The 20,858-nt window shown below is 33.3% G+C and carries 23 protein-coding genes; 17 read left to right on the top strand and 6 right to left on the bottom strand.

Annotated elements, in window-relative coordinates:
- Positions 1 to 11: 11 nt before the first annotated feature.
- On the top strand, positions 12 to 1,115 hold the full coding sequence (locus BM211_RS10315; protein WP_035432240.1) for a spore germination protein: 1,104 nt from the start codon (positions 12 to 14) through the stop codon (positions 1,113 to 1,115).
- Positions 1,099 to 2,304, top strand: coding sequence for a Ger(x)C family spore germination protein (locus BM211_RS10310; RefSeq protein ID WP_090996853.1), 1,206 nt, complete (start codon positions 1,099 to 1,101; stop codon positions 2,302 to 2,304). The genes BM211_RS10315 and BM211_RS10310 overlap by 17 nt, the downstream gene beginning before the upstream one ends.
- Positions 2,305 to 2,389: 85 nt before the next feature.
- Here BM211_RS10310 and BM211_RS10305 read toward each other — a convergent pair whose 3' ends face one another.
- Positions 2,390 to 2,800 (bottom strand): 3-hydroxyacyl-ACP dehydratase FabZ family protein, encoded by a 411-nt coding sequence (locus tag BM211_RS10305; protein WP_090996850.1) that lies wholly within the window; start codon positions 2,798 to 2,800, stop codon positions 2,390 to 2,392.
- A gap of 325 nt (positions 2,801 to 3,125) precedes the next feature.
- Positions 3,126 to 4,319 carry an LL-diaminopimelate aminotransferase gene (locus BM211_RS10300; protein WP_090996847.1) on the bottom strand — a complete coding sequence of 398 codons (1,194 nt, stop codon included), beginning with the start codon at positions 4,317 to 4,319 and terminating at the stop codon, positions 3,126 to 3,128.
- A 281-nt stretch (positions 4,320 to 4,600) separates the two neighbouring features.
- Between BM211_RS10300 and pduL the strand changes: the two genes are divergently transcribed.
- Positions 4,601 to 5,170 carry a phosphate propanoyltransferase gene (gene pduL, locus BM211_RS10295; protein WP_035432233.1) on the top strand — a complete coding sequence of 190 codons (570 nt, stop codon included), beginning with the start codon at positions 4,601 to 4,603 and terminating at the stop codon, positions 5,168 to 5,170.
- 32 nt (positions 5,171 to 5,202) lie between these two features.
- Here pduL and BM211_RS10290 read toward each other — a convergent pair whose 3' ends face one another.
- Positions 5,203 to 6,405, bottom strand: a complete 1,203-nt coding sequence (locus BM211_RS10290) for an MFS transporter (protein WP_090996844.1) — start codon at positions 6,403 to 6,405, stop codon at positions 5,203 to 5,205.
- 231 nt (positions 6,406 to 6,636) lie between these two features.
- Here BM211_RS10290 and BM211_RS10285 point away from each other — a divergent pair, with 231 nt between their 5' ends.
- From BM211_RS10285 to BM211_RS10265, 5 genes are all read left to right on the top strand, one after another.
- Positions 6,637 to 7,173, top strand: coding sequence for a GNAT family N-acetyltransferase (locus tag BM211_RS10285; RefSeq protein WP_090996842.1), 537 nt, complete (start codon positions 6,637 to 6,639; stop codon positions 7,171 to 7,173).
- A 342-nt stretch (positions 7,174 to 7,515) separates the two neighbouring features.
- A complete protein-coding gene (locus BM211_RS10280; RefSeq protein WP_035432227.1) occupies positions 7,516 to 7,884 on the top strand; it encodes a VOC family protein in 369 nt (122 codons plus the stop codon).
- Positions 7,885 to 8,048: 164 nt separating this feature from the next.
- Entirely contained in the window at positions 8,049 to 8,693 is a 645-nt protein-coding gene (locus BM211_RS10275; protein ID WP_090996839.1) for an alpha/beta hydrolase, read from the top strand.
- A gap of 179 nt (positions 8,694 to 8,872) precedes the next feature.
- Complete coding sequence (locus tag BM211_RS10270; protein WP_090996836.1) at positions 8,873 to 9,658, top strand: class I SAM-dependent methyltransferase; 786 nt, start codon at positions 8,873 to 8,875, stop codon at positions 9,656 to 9,658.
- Between the two features lie 72 nt (positions 9,659 to 9,730).
- Entirely contained in the window at positions 9,731 to 9,916 is a 186-nt protein-coding gene (locus BM211_RS10265) for a DUF3970 family protein (RefSeq protein WP_090996833.1), read from the top strand.
- Between the two features lie 66 nt (positions 9,917 to 9,982).
- On the opposite strand, the gene BM211_RS10260 is transcribed toward BM211_RS10265, so the two are convergent.
- The gene (locus tag BM211_RS10260) at positions 9,983 to 10,753 is read right to left on the bottom strand and encodes a sulfite exporter TauE/SafE family protein (protein WP_090996831.1); all 771 of its coding nucleotides are present in this window, start codon (positions 10,751 to 10,753) and stop codon (positions 9,983 to 9,985) included.
- A 463-nt stretch (positions 10,754 to 11,216) separates the two neighbouring features.
- On the opposite strand from BM211_RS10260, the gene BM211_RS10255 reads away from it, so the two are divergent.
- From BM211_RS10255 to BM211_RS10235, 5 genes are all read left to right on the top strand, one after another.
- Positions 11,217 to 11,999 (top strand): TrmB family transcriptional regulator, encoded by a 783-nt coding sequence (locus BM211_RS10255; RefSeq protein WP_090996828.1) that lies wholly within the window; start codon positions 11,217 to 11,219, stop codon positions 11,997 to 11,999.
- Between the two features lie 266 nt (positions 12,000 to 12,265).
- Entirely contained in the window at positions 12,266 to 12,832 is a 567-nt protein-coding gene (locus BM211_RS10250; RefSeq protein WP_090996825.1) for a sigma-70 family RNA polymerase sigma factor, read from the top strand.
- The gene (locus tag BM211_RS10245; protein ID WP_090996822.1) at positions 12,829 to 13,929 is read left to right on the top strand and encodes a DUF4179 domain-containing protein; all 1,101 of its coding nucleotides are present in this window, start codon (positions 12,829 to 12,831) and stop codon (positions 13,927 to 13,929) included. The genes BM211_RS10250 and BM211_RS10245 overlap by 4 nt, the downstream gene beginning before the upstream one ends.
- Positions 13,930 to 14,036: 107 nt before the next feature.
- The gene (locus BM211_RS10240; RefSeq protein ID WP_035432212.1) at positions 14,037 to 14,285 is read left to right on the top strand and encodes a GlsB/YeaQ/YmgE family stress response membrane protein; all 249 of its coding nucleotides are present in this window, start codon (positions 14,037 to 14,039) and stop codon (positions 14,283 to 14,285) included.
- Between the two features lie 102 nt (positions 14,286 to 14,387).
- The gene (locus tag BM211_RS10235) at positions 14,388 to 14,783 is read left to right on the top strand and encodes a hypothetical protein (protein WP_035432210.1); all 396 of its coding nucleotides are present in this window, start codon (positions 14,388 to 14,390) and stop codon (positions 14,781 to 14,783) included.
- Positions 14,784 to 14,804: 21 nt separating this feature from the next.
- Here the strand turns inward: BM211_RS10235 and BM211_RS10230 are convergent, their stop codons facing one another.
- Entirely contained in the window at positions 14,805 to 16,016 is a 1,212-nt protein-coding gene (locus BM211_RS10230) for an MDR family MFS transporter (RefSeq protein ID WP_035432208.1), read from the bottom strand.
- A 100-nt stretch (positions 16,017 to 16,116) separates the two neighbouring features.
- Here BM211_RS10230 and BM211_RS10225 point away from each other — a divergent pair, with 100 nt between their 5' ends.
- The 4 genes from BM211_RS10225 (at position 16,117) to BM211_RS10210 (ending at position 20,171) form a co-directional block, all read left to right on the top strand.
- Positions 16,117 to 17,892 (top strand): SgrR family transcriptional regulator, encoded by a 1,776-nt coding sequence (locus tag BM211_RS10225; protein ID WP_090996819.1) that lies wholly within the window; start codon positions 16,117 to 16,119, stop codon positions 17,890 to 17,892.
- 198 nt (positions 17,893 to 18,090) lie between these two features.
- Entirely contained in the window at positions 18,091 to 18,714 is a 624-nt protein-coding gene (locus tag BM211_RS10220; protein WP_090996817.1) for a YhbD family protein, read from the top strand.
- 13 nt (positions 18,715 to 18,727) lie between these two features.
- Complete coding sequence (locus BM211_RS10215; RefSeq protein ID WP_090996814.1) at positions 18,728 to 19,438, top strand: polymer-forming cytoskeletal protein; 711 nt, start codon at positions 18,728 to 18,730, stop codon at positions 19,436 to 19,438.
- Between the two features lie 25 nt (positions 19,439 to 19,463).
- Positions 19,464 to 20,171, top strand: coding sequence for a cytoplasmic protein (locus BM211_RS10210; protein ID WP_090996812.1), 708 nt, complete (start codon positions 19,464 to 19,466; stop codon positions 20,169 to 20,171).
- 130 nt (positions 20,172 to 20,301) lie between these two features.
- Here BM211_RS10210 and BM211_RS10205 read toward each other — a convergent pair whose 3' ends face one another.
- Positions 20,302 to 20,622 (bottom strand): hypothetical protein, encoded by a 321-nt coding sequence (locus BM211_RS10205; RefSeq protein WP_090996809.1) that lies wholly within the window; start codon positions 20,620 to 20,622, stop codon positions 20,302 to 20,304.
- Positions 20,623 to 20,858: the final 236 nt, after the last annotated feature.

Below are 20,858 nucleotides of genomic sequence, written 5' to 3'. Positions count from 1 at the left end.
AGTGACCAGTGATGATTACCAATCCGAAAGATCGAATTGAGACTTCACAAGCAGCTGTCATTCTCATTAATTATATACTTGCAGCCGGTATTCTCACCTTGCCTAGAACAGCTGCAGAGAAAATGAAAACACCAGATGTTTGGATAACTGTTATTTTAGGCGGGTTGATAGCGATGGTTACCGGGATAATCATAGTCAAATTAAGCCAACAATTTCCCGGAAAAACATTTTATCAATATAGCCAAGACATTGTAGGAAAATGGATAGGCGGGTTATTTAGTCTATTTATTATCGTTCACTTTTTTACTCTTGCCTCATATGAAGTGAGAATACTGGAGGAAGTAACAAGTTTCTTTTTACTTGAAGGAACCCCCAACTGGGCTATTATTATGACATTTATGTGGGTGAGTCTCTATTTGATGATGGGTGGCATAAATCCAATGGCCCGTATGTTTGGAATTATATTCCCAATTACCGTCTTTATTTTTTTACTCACTGCCTTTATGAGTATTGGAATATTTGAGATAGATAATCTCCGTCCGGTATTAGGATTAGGTTTTATGCCTGTACTAAAAGGGTTAAAAACAACAACTCTTGCATATTCAGGCGCGGAAATCATGTTACTCCTATTGGTGTTTATGAAACAACCGAACAAAGCTGTAAAAGTTGTTCTAATTGGAACTGCTATTCCCTTGGTTTTTTATGTAATTACTGTTGTGATGGTTATTGGAGCGTTATCTGTCGATGGAGTAGTCACGAGAACATGGCCAACAATTGATCTTATGAGAAGTTTTGAAATCCCAGGTTTAATATTTGAACGATTTGAATCTTTATTGCTCGTGATATGGACTATGCAAATCTTTTCAACGTATTCAATTTGTTACTATGCCGCTGCATTTGGATTGGCTCAACTTTTTAAAAAGAACATTCATTCATTTTTGTTTGGATTACTGCCAGTCGTATACCTCATTGCTTTAACTCCAAAAAATATTAACGATTTATTCAAACTTGGGGATTTGATTGGTAATTCGGCTATGTTCTTATTCGGTATATTGCCAATTCTCCTCCTCATAATTGTGAGATGGAGGAAGGGAAAGTATGAAACAAAGTCTTAATAATATACGATTCCTTCTAGTTTTACCGGCAGTTCTTTTACTTTTTTCTCTAACGGGCTGCTGGAGCAGTCATGAAATTGAAGAACTAGGTTTCGAGGTAGGTTTGGCATTTGATAAAGGGAAGGAATCAGCTGCTGAGAAAGCGCTAGAAGAAAAGGCTGAGGGATATTCGAAAAAGAACATTATTACAACAACTTACCAATTCGTTAAACCACAATCTTCAAGTGGAGGTGGGAAGGGCGGAACATCGGGGCAAAAAGCTTATACGAATGTTTCTGAAACCGGAGATTCTCTTCATCAAATGATTCGTGAAGTTTCATTAAGAAGGGATCGACCCGTAATCTTTCACCACACGAAAGTGATGGTTATTAGTGCAAATCTCGCACGTACATATAGTTTGAAAAAGTTACTTGATCTTTATCTTCGTGATAATGAGATTCGACCAAGCTGTCTAGTGTTAATTAGTAAAGAACGAGCTAGCAAGACGTTAGAAATGAAGGAAAAAGGAGAAATTCCGGCACTTCGTCTTTATGGAATTGCAGATAATCAATATAGAACATCAAGGATTCTACCTTTTGTGCCGCTTGCTAAATTACCAGGTAAAATGCAATCAGGATCCAGCTTTCTTTTGCAAAATGTGATTTCGTCAGATGGAGAAGTAAAATTTTCGGGAGCTGCTATAATCAAAGGGAAGACAAAAAAGCTGCACGGTTTTTTAAATGAACAGGAATTGGAAGGTTTAACGTGGATAAGTGGGAAGGGGAAAGGCGGTTTAGTGAAAGGCCGTGATAAAGAGACAGGACAAATCATTATGTATGAAGTTATATCTATGAAAAGCACGATTACTCCTCACGTTAAAGGAAACAAAATTTCTTTTGATGTAAATATCAAATCAGAGGGACAGATATCTGAAAATTGGGTTGCTTCAGGAACGTCTCTTAAAAATAAATTTCTAACAAGAGCAGAAAAAGCAGCTGAACAAGAAGTGAATCGACTAGTGGATCATACATTAAAAAAAATTCAAGAAGAATATCAAGTCGATGTTGCTGGTTTTGGAAACATATTAAGAATTAAGTATCCAAAAGTATGGGAAAAGGTCAAAAAAGATTGGGATAAAACATTTAGTAAAGCTCCAATCAAATATACTGTGAAAATACATATAAAAGGTTATGGCGCTAAAGGATCATAAAAGTGAGACGTTTTAGAAAGAGAAAAGAACAGTGAGCACAAGTATCACTGTTCTAATTTTTATAAAATTGACTTTGGCTGCATTGTTACAAAGACTCCATATACACTAATAATTTATCTACACTGACAATGGTTTTCTCATTTACGGAGGCATGACCCTTTCCGAGAACGAACCCCCGTCTATTGCGAATCACTTCATAATATAGGTCTAATCGATCACCAGGCTGAACGGATCCTAAAAATTCTACTCCTTCGAGTGATGAGAGAAATCCTAAGCCATCAGTATTTTCCGTGCTGACAAATGCTCCGAGTTGCGCAATTGCTTCAACAATTAACATGTGTGGCATCGTCATTTGTGATTCTGTTAGAAACCATTCATTGTAACTTATATTTTTATACCCTTTTACCCACTTGCCGGATTCCATTTCAACGATGCCATCGATCATTAAAAACGGGTACCGGTGCGGCAATATGCCTTGAATATTAATTTTACTCATGCATTATCTCCTTGATTACATATTATTATGTAGTTACTAGGCCTAGATAAGAGAGAAGAACAGTAAGTGCGTTCTCGTATACCTATTATAAAACGAAACCCCTTGCTTATATATATCCATTTTCATTTTTCAACATATAAGTCACTGCTATACTGAATACATCATGACCTGTACTCGCTTCCTACCTTTGTTTTAAACCTCGCATGTGGAAAAAATAGGTCCTGACCGTTTCTACGCACGGCCAGATGCTCTCGCCCCCATAAAAGGAAAGGGGGGTTATGTCTTTTTTTACTTGTATATATAGAAATTAGCAGAGAGAATGTAATTAATTTTCAATTAAAGTCCCCTCATTAGAAAAGACTCCACTATTTTTAATGTTGTTAACTACTTGTTTCAATTTTTCTTCATTTTGAACAAGAGCAATACGAACAAAACCTTCTCCATGGGGACCGAATGCATGACCAGGTGTAACAACGACGTTGGCACGATCAATTAATGCATATGCAAATTTTAAAGAAGTATAGCCATTTGGAATTTCTGCCCATATAAACATGCTTCCCGCTGGCTTATCAACATGCCACCCCAATTCTGCTAAGCCATCAATAAGTATGTCTCGTCGCTTTTGATATATCGTCCGATTCGCTGCGCAATATGTAGCACCCTCTTTTAGAGCGACAGTTGCTGCTTTTTGAATTGGAAGAAAGACGCCATAGTCTGTATTTGATTTAAATTGGTTAAGCGCTCCGACGATTTCTTCATTTCCAATTATGTAGCCAATGCGACTGCCAGCTAAGCTATAGCTTTTCGATAAAGAGTTAATCTCGACGCCAACATCTTTTGCTCCAGGAACTGATAGAAAACTAATAGGTTTTTGATTATCATAATAAAATTCAGAATAAGCAAAGTCATGAACGACGATAATATTATATTCTTTAGCAAAAGCAACCACATCAGTAAAAAATGATTCCGTTGCCATTGCTGGTACAGGATTACCAGGAAAGTTTAAAATCATCATTTTTGCTTTTTGAGCAACTTCTTTTGGGATTGTATGTAAATCAGGTAGGAAATGATTTTCTTTTTTTAATGGCATAAAATACGGCGTTGCCCCTGCCATTGCAAGACCTGTTGCATATGCTGTGTAACCTGGATCTGGAACAAGGATAATATCATCTGGATTTGCAAAAACCATTGGTAAATGAACTATTCCGTCTTGTGATCCCATTAATAATAAGATTTCTTTATCAGCATTTAAAGTAACATTGTGATTCATCTCATAATATTCTGCTACAGCTTCATGAAATTCTTGTGTACCTGTTAATGTATATCCATAATTATTTTTTTCATTTGCCGCACTTACTAGTGTTTCTATTACAACATCAGCTGGTGGCATATCTGGATTTCCGATGCTTAAATCAATAATTTCATGACCTTCCGCCATTTTCTTCTTTTTATATGCTGCTAGTTCACTAAAAATTGATGATTGAAATGCTTCCATGCGATTTGCTAGCATGTAATTCATGAATAACGCCTCCTTAAATACGATTGTTGTTATTCAAACACGTCTTGGTGTTTGAATTATTTTGTTTTTATGAAAACTCACACAAATTCATTTTATCATTTTTGTGATGTTATAAAAATAGCGATAATTATAAAATTTCCCTTACCGTATTTAAAAAATATAAACAATACATATACAAAAAACTTAAGCTGTAAGCATATTTGTTATCTGCTATTTTTATAACTAATTTAAAAAAAGCAGGAAATAATAGAGAGTGTATATTGACAAAAGGAGAAATAAAAATGAAGCAAATTCCTATTGGTGTATCAAATCGTCATATCCATGTGACAAAAGAAGATTTAGAAAAGCTTTTTGGAAATGGTCATGAATTAACGGTAGCAAAAGAGCTTTCTCAGCCAGGAGAATTCGCAGCAGAAGAAACACTTACAATCAAAACAGATAAAGCAGAAATTGTGAGAGTACGAATTCTTGGACCTGTTCGCAAATTTACACAAGTAGAGATTTCGAAAACAGATGCTCGTAATCTTGGTATAAATGCCCCGCTTCGCTCATCAGGAAACATTGATGGAACACCTGGTATTACCTTAATTGGTCCAAATGGTGAAATTCAAATTAATAAAGGGGTAATTGTCGCTGAGCGGCACATTCATATGACACCACAAGATGCAGCTCAGTTTCAAGTGAGTGATGGACAATATGTGAGTGTTAAAGTTAAAGGTGATAGAGGGTTGACTTTTAATCAAGTGTTAGTCCGAGTGAAGGATACATACGCTTTAGACATGCACATTGATACTGATGAAGCAAACAGTGGAAATATAAAAACAGGAGATTTCGGTGAATTGATTTTATAATAATGAAAGCCATCTCAAAAATGAGATGGCTCCTACATATTTGGTGTTTGAGAAGTATTTTTGCTTACTTGTTTTTGCTGTAAAACTGAAATGAAAATAATAAATAAGGAAATAACACCAAAGATAAGCACCATATATTGCAATCCAATTGTATCCAAGAAAAATCCAGTTCCGAGTAAGACAATTTGGAACATTACACGTTCAAACATATTACGGAATGAGAATATACGTCCATGGTAGCTTTTATCAATTTTCGTTTGGAAAATTGTTGACATAACAGGAAAGAAGCAGCCAACATTAAAACCGAACATTCCAAAAGAGACAAGTGTCATCCATTTTATATCGCTGAAAAAGAGAGATAAGTGGGAGAAAGCAATACAAAATGAAAAGATATACAGTAACTTATATGATGAAACACGTTCGGATAAACGTTTAATAACAAATGCTCCAAGCATAAAAGATAAACCTTCAATTGTATAAATAAACCCTTTAATTGTTGTATCATGCTGCATTTCACTAATATTAATTACCATTAAATTAAAACCACCAATAAATATAAGTGGAATTATACTTAAAATTAAAGCGCGAAACGCAATTGGTACTTCTTTTAAAATGCGAAATACCTCCATAAAACTTGTGTTTTGACGTTTTTTTTCATTTGTTACATTTGTTTTTGTATCTTCAAATTTCAAGAAAAAAGTAGAAGAGAATAATAGTGCATATGCAGCCATCGAAACAGCGTACATATATTGTAAACTCATGATAACGAGAAGAACACCGCCGAGCGATGTACCAACAATACGAGCGATGGTAGCGATATTCATATGAATTCCGTTCATTTGTAAAAGTTCATGTTCCAGAACGATAAGCGGGATAATAGATTGCAGTGCAGGGAAGTAAAAAGCCGCAGAAATTTGAATGGCAATCATAAATAAAATCATAAATGAAATGCTTTCGTAATGAATAGCAAAAAACATAAAAATAACGCTTACGACACGGCCCAATCCTGCAAACAAAAGTACTTTTTTCTTGGAATATTGATCAATACACTTTCCAGCCATGGGCCCTACAAGTACGCCAGCTAATAGGCCAATAAACATAATAACAGACTTCATAAAATCAGATGGAACATGCTTTTGCATGAATTCCAAATTCCCTAAAATCCCCAGCCATAATCCGACCCCAGCAATAAATTCACCGGTGAGAACAACCCATACATTTTTATTACGCCACATACAATAACCTCTCAGTCTCTAATTGTAGTAAAAGCTGTATATGAAACCTCCCTTTTCATGCTCTAGTATAAACTTCATGTTTTAATTCAGAGTTTATATTAAAGGTTTAAAAGAGGATTTTCAATTTATTTGATTTAGAGATTATTGACATAACGAAGGCAAGTTAATTCATGAAGGATATTATTATGGGCTATTGAATATACATACATTATTTAATTAGAGGGAATATAGATGTCAAATTCAAAAAATAATGATTGTTACAATGTTCGGACGGGAAAAATAGAAGATGCTGAAGCGATTTTAGACATACAGAAATCAGTTGTTTCCGAAGGCCAGTTCTTAATTTCGGTACCTGAAGAGTTTAATAAAACGTCATCTCAACAAAAAGAATGGGTACAGGGCATATTAGAGAGTGAAAATGAAACATTATTTGTAGCTGAAAAAGATGGCGAAGTTGTTGGTTGGATCGTATTTGAAACTACTAAAAATAGAAAACGATTGTCTCATACAGGTTCCTTTGGAATATTGATTAGAAAAGGTTATAGAGAACTGGGGATTGGAAAAATGCTACTAAAAACTTTATTAGAGTGGGCAAAGAACAATCCATTTATCGAAAGGGTATGCTTAGGAGTTTTTTCAACCAATCATAAGGCAATAGCATTGTACAAAAAGATGGGGTTCATTGAAGAAGGTCGTAAAATTAAAGAATTTAAATTTAATGAAAATGAATATGTTGATGATATTCTTATGTATAAATTAGTTAAGTGAAATTGTGAAAATTAGGTTATTGAAATGTTCGCTAAATATTAAGCGGACTTATTTTTTTGAAAGTAAAATGGAATTTTATACCGAAAGTAAATCAAAAGTAAATCTAAAATGGGTATGGAAGTGAACTTAAATAGATAGTAGTTTGGAGGGGTAAAGTGAAGAGATAACTACATGAATCCAATTGCAAAGTCAGTGTAAAAAGGAATGATATAACAACACGAATCATTGATAAGTGATGCTTATCTTTATTCATAAAAAATATAAAATTTACTTATAAAACAAGTGTGATATTCTTAGATTAGAAGATGAATTGGTAAAATTTTATATTTAAGGGGCGATAATATGATTAAAGGATTACATCACGTTCAGATAACTATTCCAAAAGGGAAGGAAGAAGAAGGAAAAAAATTCTACTGTGGTGTTTTAGGTTTACAAGAAGTTGAAAAACCTGAATCCCTTAAAGGACGTGGAGGTTTTTGGATGAAAATTGGTGATAAAGAGGTTCATATAGGAACAGAAGATGATTTTGACAGAATGAAAACTAAAGCACATATCGCTTATGAAGTAGAAGATATCTCATATTGGAAACTAAGATTATCGCAAGAAAATATAAAGATACTAGATGCCGTTCCGATTCCCAACTTCGAACGTTTTGAATTTAGAGACCCGTTTGGCAATAGAGTAGAAATGATTCAAAATTTGAAAATATAAGTTAGAATCGTTTCAACTAATGGAATAGGATAACGAAATGAAGAAAAAGGACTTCCTTGTGAAGACCCTTTTTTAATACTTATAGAAACAATCTTTTCAAACATAGCCTTATAAAAAATTGGTGATTTATGTTATGGTGTTATAAAAGTAACGGGGGGAAAATGATGAAAGGGAATATAAAGGAGATACAAACAAACGACAAAGCAATTCGTTATACACATTTAGAAAAGGGTTCTGAAATGATTTGCTTTATGTTTTCAGGTTCAGGTTACAATTACGATAAACCCTTGTTTTATTATTCGAAGATGGTAATGCTCCAAAACAAAATCGATATTGTGCAAATCCATTATTCCTATGATGAACAAACAATGAAAAAACCGATTGAAGAACTAACGAAAATAATGATGGATGATATTAATCCAGTGATTTTTGATGTTTTAAAAAATGGGCAATACAACAATTCGATTTTTTTAGGAAAATCACTCGGAACAATTCCAATTGTGAATGACTTAATGAAGAGAGAGGAATTCTTAAACTCAAAAATGATTTTACTCACCCCTTTGCTAAAGCTTGATTCGATTTTTGACTCAATCTTGAATAGTCATCATCAGGGGCTTTTAGTTATCGGGAATAAAGACCCTCATTACAATTCAAATCAAATTGACCAATTAAGTAAATCAAATTTAAAGATTGATGTTGTCCAAAATGCAAACCACTCCTTAGATGCTGAAGAATTTGAAACGACAAATTCAATTTTAGCTTTATCAAAGGTAATGGAAAAGCTTCAAGAAACTGTTAGGACAAATTAGTAATAAGCTGATGGTATCAAAAGTTCACCAATTGAGGTGCTGGTTTTATTTTTTAAAAATGAAGTAAATAGTTGTGAGATGATGCTAGTTTTATACTTCAACGGGGTTGTTGATGAAGAAGACAGCCTAAACTTGATCATAAGATTAATATAAAATGGTAATGAAAGAAGCGGATAGAAGTGAATAATGAAGAGTTAATTGTAAATCAATTTGGTCAAAATGCTGCGAAATATGTAATGAGTAAAATTCATGCAGATGGAAAAGATTTACGCAGTCTTATTGAATTTGTTCGAGGTAAAAAGAACGAACGGCTTCTTGATATAGCAACGGGCGGAGGTCACGTTGCAAATACATTAGCGCCTTTATTTCAGGATATTGTTGCATTTGATTTAACGGAGAACATGTTAAAGAAAGCTGAGCAATTTATTCGATCAAATGGACATTCAAATGCTTCGTTTGTACAAGGAAACGCAGAAAGATTACCATTTCCAAATGAATCATTTGATACAATTACGTGCCGCATCGCTGCACATCATTTTACAAATGTTAAGCAGTTTGTTGCAGAGGTGCATCGTACATTAGAGAGAGATGGATTCTTTTTTCTTGTTGATAATGTTGCTCCAGAACTTGAAGAATATGATGATTTTTATAATTTCGTAGAAAAGAAGCGAGATCCAAGTCATTATCGTGCTTATAAAAAAACAGAATGGATCTCTTTATTAGAACGAAATGGTTTACAGGTACAGTCATATATCACATTTGATAAAGAATTTAATTTTGGCTGGTGGTGTGATATGATGGATGTTCCTAAAAATGTTAGGGATGAATTAACTCAATATATGATAAATGCTTCTAAGAATATACAAGAATGGTTTCATATTACAATCGAAAACAATGAAGTAAAGTCTTTTAATACAGAAGTAGCATTGTTTGTTGTAAGAAAAACATCTACGTTAAAACGATAATTTATACTTGTGAGTTTCATAGTAATCGATATACTTGATAGAGTATAGAATATTTAGTAGGGAGCAATAACAATGATTCGTGTACGTATTGAAGGAACAGAAACGGAAGTTATGCAATTTTTAAAAGATATGCCTGAGGTACCTGGATATGAAAGAGCATATGCACGTGAACCGCGAAAGGGCAATAACCCGAAGTATACAAATAGCAAGAGTGTTTTAGCATATCTCACATATAAGCAAAAAGAAGAAATAAAATAACCAAGCCTATTTAGGTTTGGTTATTTTATTTTGAATAAGAGAGAGGCAGCGATTTTTTTGATTCAATTAAATGAGATGTACATAATCAAAAATATTTTTTCCAATTAAAAAAAGAGTAACCACAATAAACAATATTCTCACGTACGAGACCCCTTTTTTAATTGCAAAATTTGATCCTACAAAAGCTCCTAAAATCATAGCAATCCCCATTGGAATTCCATATGAAAAATTCACGATATCTAAGTATAAAAACATGATGAGAGCGGCAATGTTACTACCAAAATTAAGGACTTTTGCATTGCCGGCTGACTGAATAAAATCAAACCCAATTATTAAAAAGGAAAATAGCAAAAACGAACCAGTTCCAGCTCCAAAGAAACCATCATAAAATCCAATTATAAATACTGTTACCGCAAAGGCGGCTCCTTTTTTCAATCCCATCCCTTCATATTTAGAATCCTTACCCCAATCCTTTTTGAAAATGGTATAGATCGCAACTGTAATTAGTAATACTAGTACTAATGGTTTTAATACTTGTGAGGAAATGTGTTTTACTACATATGCACCAAAAAACGAACCGATGACAGTCAATGGGAACAATTTAGATACAAGTCGAAAATTTACTTTTCCTGATTTAATAAACGAAATTGTACTTGTTAAAGCTCCCATTGAACTTGCCAATTTATTTGTAGCAATTGCTGTTGAAGGTGGAAGCCCGGTAAACAGTAAGGCTGGGATAGAAATCAAACCGCCTCCTCCAACTACTGAATCGATGAATGCAGCTAAAAAACCAGAGAGTACTAAAAAAACTAATGTGTAAATGTTTATATCTTCCATAATAACAACCCCTATAATGTAAATTAATTTCTAGCAAAACGGTTTGATAATTAGTCACTATCTTAGTAGTGACTAATTATATGTTAGCAAAATTATAAGTATTTGTGAATGAAAAATTCGAAAATAACGACTAATAAGGAAAGTTAATAAATTTAATTATTTAAACCCATCTTGACTTTTAATAAATAATTCGCTGATAAGGAGAAAAGAGGTGCAGGACTCTTGTTTTCTCCCTTTGTTTTAACCTTTGCCCGTGGCAGAAAAAGGCACTGAACGCTCCCATGCATGGCCAGATGCACTCGCCCATCTAAAAAGAAAGTTTTTTTATTTCAGTGTTTCAACTCATATTAATATAATTGATAACACCATAGAAACCATTTACTAAACTGTTGTTTAACGATACTATTAGCTTTAGTAGTTAAATGTTTACAGTTTTATTAAACGCTTATATAGGAAGGTTAATATGGAAGAAATCTTACAAAAAATTCAGTCGTTAGGTTTTAATCAATACGAAGCGAAAGCGTATGTAGCCCTCGTATATTTAGGGACATCGAGCGCTTATCAAGTAAGTAAACAATCGGGTGTTCCTCGTGCGCGGATTTATGAAGTGTTAGAAGGATTAGAAAAAATGGGTGTAGTGATGAAAGAAGAAATAAATGAGGCCACACAATATTCTCCTTTACCTGTTGATGTATTTCTAGAATCAATTAAACAAAAATGGGAAGATACATATACATCTGTACAACAAGAATTAAAAATATTTGAGAGTCAAAGACCAAAAGCTGCTCCGTGTGTTACAACGATAAAGGGGGAAGAAACGATACTTTCATTTTGTCGAATTCTACTTCGCCGAGCTCAAAGCAGAATTATTATATCGATGTGGGGGACAATGTATGAAAAGCTTGAAGATGATTTACAAGAGATGCAAAAAACTTGTAATCTAAAGGGAATTGTCTTTCAAGTTGAGAATCCATTACCAAATTTAGTGATTCATCGTAAGACCGATTACGTAGATAACATCGGTGAAAAAAAGTGGTTTATTATTTCTATTGATGGCAAAGAAATGATTTACGGCCATCCTGTAGAACAAAATGGAAACACCTTTTATACTGACGATCCTGTACATGTATCTCTATTAGAAAATTACGTATGGCATGATGTATTAGTAAATCGATTAATGCAGGAAAGTGAGGAGAATTTACAACCTTGGATTTCTGCAGAAAGAGAGAAGTTTTTTAATAAATAATCTCAATATACTCCTTATAAAATTTGAAAATCCTATAGAAATGGATACAGAGATCGCTTAACGTTTAATGTTAGCGATCTTTTTCTTTCATCATACATTTTACGATAAAGCAAGTGAGCAACATTAACATACCGTATTTATATATTTTTTTTTGTAAACTACTATGAAATTTATATTTGAAATCTTTAATAATTGTGAGAGAAAAAATTTTTTCACACGTTATATAAAGTGTAAAAGCTTTTACAAAACGTAAGGGGAGTTGTCACATGAAGTGTAATGATACAAACTTTATTCGGCGATTACAGCGGCAAAAAGAAGACGCGCTGGAATTCATAGTCGATATGTATTTGCCATTAATAAAAGGAATTACTTATAAAATCCTTGCTCCAATTGAAAACAAAGGAGTTATAGAAGAATGTATAAATGATGTTTTTTTATCCATTTGGAATAATTCGAGAAAGTTTCATGGAGATCAAACCGATTTTAAGAAATGGATTTGTGCGATTGCGAAATTTAAAGCGATTGATTATTACCGAAAGGCCACTAATAATATAGAACTTCCTCAAAATCATATGGATTTGAATGCAGAAAAATCACCTGAAGATGAATTGATTTTAATAGAAGACCGAAATGAACTTATAAAGTTAATTAATCAGTTAGAGCCTGTCGATAGAGAGATTTTTATTATGAAGTTTTTTCTAGGTTTAAAGACGGAAGATATTGCACAAAAATTTGGTTTAACTAGAGCAGCTGTAGATAATCGGATTTATAGGGGGAAAAAGAAACTGCAAAAAACTGCTACAAATCTTAATTTGGGAGGTAGTGTAGTATGAAAGATATTTATGAGTTATTAAATGATGTAGATATGGATGAAACGGAATATAAAGAAATGGAAGTAAGTGAACTAGAAAAGGCAAAGGTGAAACGTTCTTTAAAACAATCAATGCATAAAAAGAAAAAAACGAAAAATTGGAAAATGAAAGTTGTGGCATCTACAGTTATTGTTGGTTTATCAGCTACCACTTTGGGATTAGCGTTTCCCACTTATGCGGGGAGTTTACCTATAATGGGTGATATTTTTCGATTTTTAGATAATGGGAGAACAGGTCTTTATGATCGTTATAAAGAGTTTTCTACCGAAATGAATATGACAAAAGAAAGTAATGGCATTAAGGTTACTATAAATGATGCGATTTTTGATGGGAAAACAGTATCAGTAACATATTCTATAGAAAGTGAACAAGACTTGGGGGATAAACCTGATGTATTAGGTAATTTAAATTTTTTAGGACCAGATGGAATGACAGGAAGCTCTCAAATATCAAAAGTTGCTGATAGGAAGTATGTAGGGTTGATGACAGCTACTCATCAAGGTCCAAAGAAAAAAGAATCTATAAAGGTAAGATGTGACATAGAAAGTATTACAATTCCAAATCAGAAAAAAGAGATTAAAGGAAATTGGAATTTCGCGTTTACTTTAAAAGCAATAGATAGTAATGAAAAATCGATTAACGGTAGTGCAGAAAAAGATGGTGTCAAAGTAAATATGGAAAGGTTAACAGTAACACCGATGTCATTCATTGTTTACTACAACCAGGAGGTTAATAAGGAAGTTAGAAAGAAATGGGATGACGTGAACGTAGAGTTAGAAATTAAAGATGACTTAGGAAATCAGTATTCAGGAGAAGGAAACGGAGGGACAGGAAAAGATCCTTATAATATTAGCTGGAGTAAAACTTTTCAAAAGCTTGATAAAAATGCAACAAAACTAATCATAACCCCTCATATTAATTTGCGAATTCATACTCCTAATAATCACGGCGGAGTAGAAATGACAGGAGGGAAAGAGAAGAAGATTTCAGTGCCAGAAAAATCTGGTGGTGAGAAAAATTTTGATTTAGACAATATTGTTATTGATTTAACGAAATAGCAATATTCTATGAACGTTTTAGTGTATTTTTTCATAAAAATGTAACATAACTAAAGATAAGTAATTACACATTTTGATATGTTTACATTTTTAAGGAGGAATAATGAATGGTATTTATATGGTCATTAATTGTTGGGGGCATTTTAGGCTGGTTTGCTAGCTTAATTATCGGAAGAGATGTTCCTGGTGGTGTAATTGGTAATATTATTGCGGGGGTTATTGGATCTTGGATTGGTACATCGCTTCTTGGAAGTTTCGGTCCTGTGATTGGTGGATTTTCGATTATCCCAGCTTTAATTGGTTCCATTATTCTTATATTTATCGTTAGCTTTTTACTTCGGTTGATGAAAAAGTAAATTATTTGGACTGTTTACTCGCGTAAGCAGTCCTTTTTCGTTAATTTTGTGTTATATTTATAAATCTGTTATGCTAGAGACATAACATTTGGAGGTGTCAACATGAAAGAATTTACAGTCAATTTCCATCAAGAAGATAATGCAAAAGCAACGACAGTTTATAAATTAAATGAAGATGATTTTAATAAAGCAACAGAAGGCGGTACACGTCATCTGTTTGATTTAGATACAAACGTAGGTTTCTTTGTCTTCTTCGATGCTGAAGATGCTGAAGGTAATGAGCAATATTTAATGCTTCAATATGAAGGAGATCATGAAGAGCCAAGCGCGTGCTACGGTTTTGATTTAAAACTATTTTATCAATTTGTAGCCTTGTATTTAAATGATCTTGAATTCCAAGGTGAAACGGATGAAGAAGAGGAAGAATATGGTCCAATTCATCATTTAGCACATTTACTATATCATATCGTAGAAGATGGTAAAGCTATTGAAGCTTAATTACATAAGAAAGGCTGCTCCTTATGCGGACAGCCTTTTTGATTTGTCTTGTTTAAGAATATAATTTATAAACAGATATTGACACGTGCCGCCAATGATCAGAATAACGGCGCACATATTAAATAAGAAACTCCCGCTGAAGTGTTGTAATAATAACGCTCCGGCTGCTGGACCGAGCATTCGTGAGATATCCCAGTGGGTACCGTAAATGGAGAAATAAATTCCTCGCATATGTGTTGGCGCTAATTCTGAAACAAAACGTAACAGATGATTTAAAGCGATACTTTCTCCAATTGTTAAGATTAATAGTGTGAAAAATAGTAACCATAATGTATTAGAGTAGCCATAACCAATTGCAGCAATCGTATAACAAACATAAGAGATTACAATAATTTTTTGCATAGAAAATTTCTCCGCCCATTTTACGACTCCCACTTGCAAAACAATCTCCATAATACCTTTACAAGTAGCCATAAATGTAAAAACAAACATAAAATTCGTGAATAATTCCTTTTCGGCATATAGTCGATAGTTTGTTTCTATTTGTGCATAGAAAAAACTAATTGGTAACATAAAAATCATAAGTCCAAACACGCTATAATGTTGCGTGAGAAAATTTCTCCATTTTATTGAAGTGTTTTTTTGTTCATCATGTTGAAGGATTGGAGCTGTTTCTGGAAGTTGTGTCCATACAATAAACGAATAAAGAAATAAAGCAGCGGCTTCTAAGATAAAAAGTATGGTTGGATTATCATTATAAAAAAGGTATCCAATGGCTGGGCCAATGATTGCCCCAATAGCTCCAACTGTTTGAATAAGAGCAAATACTTCGGCCTGCTTTTCTTTCTCCGTTACATCTACAATTTGTGCTCGTTGTGCAGGAATATAAAGAGAACGCCCTAGACCATTCATAATGTAGAAGAGAGCGAACAGTATAACCGATTTGGCAAAAATGAAACCAGTCATAGCGCATGCTTGTAAGAGTAGTCCAATTAAAATAATTCTTTTTCGTCCATATCGATCTGTAATAGTACCGCCGAAAAGTGTAAAGAGAATTTCACTAAGCGGTTGTAGCCCAAAAAGTAACATAGTAAACAAGGCGTTTCCATTTAATGCTTTGTTTACATATATGATAAAAATAAGTGCGAGCATCGCTCCGGTTATACTAGTTAATAGTTCTCCAAATAACCGAATCCAAATAGGTTTACTGTAACGTTTTGCAAATGTCATCATTTTATTCTCTCCTTTCTATATGGAAATTTTATGATGGAAAGGGAAGAGGAAAAAGAGTAGAATGAAGCAAAGAAATTTTTCATCTTTTAGGGGGATAGGCATGATAATTTTGGATCATTACATACAGCTTTGGCTTCAGTATGCAAATGGGAGAAATCTTGGTGAAAACATAGAAATATCGCTGCAAGACATTTCAAAATCATTATATTGTACAGATCGAAATAGTAAATTCACAATAAAAAAACTAGAAGAAATGCAATGGATTTGTTGGATACCAGGGCGGGGAAGAGGTAATCGCTCGAAAATTGCTTTTTTACAAGATCCCGCAGCGATTATTTATGAAAAAGGAAAAGCACTAGTAAAACAAGGCGAAATCAAAAGTGGAAAAACTTTTATTCAAACATATGCAAAACATTTTCCCTACATATTAGAACAATTCCAAACGTGGATTGACACACTTTTTGGATACCACATTGAACAGTCACCGCAAGGAAGAATCGATATTTTACGTTTAAACATGCGCATACGTCCAATTACGTGTCTAGATCCTATGTATGTGACACTCCGTTCTGAGTGTCACATTGTTAAACACGTTTGTGATACGCTCGTTCATTATAATGAACTGACAAATGAAATCGAGCCTCGTCTCGCTTTTTATTGGGAATACAATCATACACATAAAATATGGACATTTTATCTTCGCAAAGGAGTATACTTTCATAATCAAAAATCGTTTACTGCAGACGATGTCAAATATACTTTCACCCGTTTTTTAAGCACAGAGGACAATCCGTATCGCTGGATGCTACAAGATATTAAAAGAATACATATCGTAAATGAATATACAATCGAAATTTACTTACAAAGTGAAAATGAATTATTTTTACACATATTAGGAGGGGAACATTGTTCTATCATTTCTGAGTCACCTGTAACAGAGGATTATCAATGCTTATTAAATGGAACAGGTCCATTTAAACTTGTTAAAAATGATGATACCGTCCTTATTTTAGAAGTTAATCCGATATATTTTCGTGAGCGCCCATTTCTTGATCGTATTGAGCTATGGTATGCGCAATATTTAAGCAGTTATAGTGGTTATGAAGTATTAGCTGGCTCTTTACAGCATGATAAAAAAAGCGTTCAAAAAGAAACATCTCAATTAGAAGCGAATGTAACATACATAACACTTAATATAAAAAAGCAAGGTCCGATGCAACATATAGCTTTTCGGCAAGCTTTACAACAAATTATTAGTGGCCAAAAAATAGTAAATGATTTAAAAGGGGAACGAGGAGAAGTAGCAACGAATCTGTTATTAGGAAAAACAATCGAAATCAAGAAAGAAAGTTCAATGAAAGAGTTATTGAAAATTAGCGGATATAAAGGAGAAACATTATATTTATATACCTTTCAAGAGCAGGATCATGTTGAGGATTCACATTGGATTCAAAATGAATGTGCCAAGTACGGTATTCAGATAGAACTATCTTTTTTAGATGCACAGGAGCTTCTTACACCTCGAGTTATACAAGAAGCGGATTTGATTCATGATAGTGCTACAATAAGCGAAAATGCAGAGTTAAGTTATCTGTATTTATTACTAACGACAAATAGTTTTCTTCATCAGCATAGTTCCTTTCATTTAAATGAAAAGCTGAAACGAGTATTTAAGGAAGAAAATCAGAGTGTGCGAATGCGATTGTTAGGGGAAACAGAACAGGAGCTTTTAGAAAATATTCATATCATTCCTTTGTATCGTAACAATATGACGGTACATACGCATGAGACAATACAAAATGTAGCTATTAACTCACAGGGCTGGATTGATTTTTATCACATATGGTTTAAGCGACTACTTAACGTAACAAAGTAGTAAAACAGGGTGCATATAACCCATCATTTCTTTGATTGTAATATAATGAAATGATGGGTTTACTCACTAGATAGGCGGGATAAAGCTACACTATTCCTAGTAATGATATTAGTATATTTTTCATAAAAACAGGAAAACATACCTTTACAGCGTAACAATGTTATGTTACATTGAATAAAAAGAAGGGAGAGCAAAATTTTGAGTCAGGACTTAATTTCGAAAAAAGATTTGTTAGATCTTACTGGAATCTCCTATGGTCAGTTATACAGATGGAAAAGAAAAAACTTAATACCAGAAGATTGGTTTGTGCGAAAATCAACGTTTACAGGGCAGGAGACGTTTTTTCCAAAAGAAAAGATTTTAGATAGAATCGAAAAAATTCAAACGATGAAAGAAAATTTGTCACTTGATGATTTGGCGAATATGTTCTCACCAAATGTGAATGAGATTAGTTTATCAAAAGAAGGAATTATACAACGCGGAATTGCTTCAGAGTCAGTGGTCAATTTTTTTATAGAGCAAAATCAAGAAATGACTGAATTTCGGTTTGGAAAAATCCTTTTTATTTATATTTTAGAAAAAGCACTTCAGTCTGGAGAGATTAGCCTTGAAGAAGGAAAGATGATGTTACTTGTTTTAAATGAACACTATGAATCGATGAAGAATAAACATGCTGAGCTTATTTTTATTCGAAAACTAGGGATTTCAACATGTTTTTTACTATCAAGTGTAGAGGATTTATATTTTGATCAAGGTACGAAAATCGTGATACGTTTACCTTTAATGATTTGTACAGAAGAACTAAAAACAAAGTTATTATGATGGAGGGAAAGTAGTGAAAACTAATGACTTATTAATTAATGGACATGGAACGTCGAACGGAGGGCAGTTTCACAATGTACAATTAAATGGAAGTGGGACTGTAAATGGTGATGTAGAATGTGATGATTTCGAGTGTAACGGCTCTGGTCATATAAATGGGGATTTAAAAGCGGAGAAAGTAAAAATAAGTGGATCCGGAAAGATAAGTGGAAAAATTGATGCCGAGCAAATGAGCATTGAAGGCAGTGGCAATATACAACAGGATGCGGTTGTAAAGAAAATAAAAATTTCAGGTAAAGGAACAATCGGAGGAAATGTATCTGGTGAAGACATGAACATTTGCGGTAAAGCAATTATTGATGGGAATTGTGAAGTAGATACATTCAAATCAGAAGGACAATTTACCGTGGGTGGCTTATTGAGTGCAGATGATATTTTCATTGAAATACACGGAGAATGTAATGTAAAAGAAATAGGCGGTCAAACGATTAACATAAAACATAAGAAATCCACTTTAAGTTGGCTTTTTGAAACAATGTTTCCTCCTCGAATGAAAACGGAATTAATAGAAGGAGACAATATTATAGTTGAGTATACAATTACGAATACGATTCGAGGTAACAATGTTACAGTTGGACCTAATTGTGAAATTAATCTTATTGAATATACTGGAGTTTGTAAAATCGATAAAAATGCAAACGTAAAAGATATCCGAAAAATTTAAATTTTTATAGGAAGGGGCAAATGGTGTGAAAGAACAGTATAATCTTAGTTTAAATGGATCTGGTAATTCATCAGGTGGTATATACAAAAATGTTAACATTCGCGGTGAAGGAACGATTTTGGAAGATATTGATTGTGATGTGTTTAAAACGTATGGGGCGAGTGAAGTACAAGGAAATATAAAAGCACAAATGGTAACTGTGTTTGGCGAAACAAAATTTCGTGGTGATTTGCATTCAGAGAATGTAAAAGTTAACGGTAGTCTTGAAGTTGGTGGTACAGCAGAAGTGAAACATACAAAAGTGCGAGGGATGTTTGATATAGGCGGAAGTTTTACTGGTGAAGAGGTCAACATAACAGGTGGAATAAACGCAAAAGGAAACTTAGAAGCAGAAAAATTCACAATAAATGGCGGTTTTACGATTGCAGGTATGCTGAACGCTGGAAATATTAATATTAATCTAAGATATGAGCACAGTAATGTAGAAGAAATAGGAGGAGACAAAATTACTGTTCGAAAAAAATCATCGTTTGTTCCTTTTTTGAAACATTGTGGTTATCTCCATGCTAATGTAATTGAAGGGGATGAAATTTATCTTGAATATACAAAAGCTGATATTGTTCGGGGGAAAAATGTAACGATTGGTCCAGAGTGTGAAATAGGAGTATTGGAATATCACGAAACTTATAAAAATGACAATCAATCAATTGTGAAAGAATTTAAACAAATATAGAGGAATACTGAAAACCATGATTTAAGAGCCGCTTTTAAGCGGATTACCTCAATAAAGAAATTGATGAAAAACACTCCCTTCAAATGAAGAGAGTGCTTTTGTTTTAATGATTGAGAAACTTTTACAGAAATTATTCTTCAATAATTTCGTATTCTTCATCTGCTAAAAGTAAAATTTGAAGTTTCTTACCTTTATTATGTACTTCAATTACATCATATGTTCCTAAGTTTTTCACTTTATTCGGTGAAGCATTTACCATTCCTTCAACAGAGTCGATTAAAATATCTTCTTCAATGTAAGTTTCAGGCAAAGACATATCTTCAGTTTCTAGTACACACGCATATAAATTTTGTAAATCAATAGCTGATGGATTTAATTCCTCAACATCAATGATATTTTTTACAGCATCTACATGTTCTTCTTTCGGTTGATATACTTTAATTTTAGCCATGTTTTATTCTCCTTTATTTCTTATTCTAAGAGGCTATATATTATTATAACTTTTTTTATGAAAAACATGAAACAGTAACATCACCGTAAATGAAAAAAATGATATATTTTTTAAGTTTTTATCGATTTTCTAGTTATGATTGAGAAAAAAGTCATTGTTGTATCTTTGTGCGAATATAATATGGTAGTAATGTGATGTATAAAATTTTTTCACTTTCTTAATCTTTGTATTGGCTA

Origin of the sequence: Bacillus sp. 491mf (assembly GCF_900112415.1) — a bacterium.
Classification (GTDB): domain Bacteria; phylum Bacillota; class Bacilli; order Bacillales; family Bacillaceae_G; genus Bacillus_A.
The sequence above is the reverse complement of the archived record's forward strand: the minus strand, read 5'-3'. Positions and strand labels throughout refer to the sequence as shown.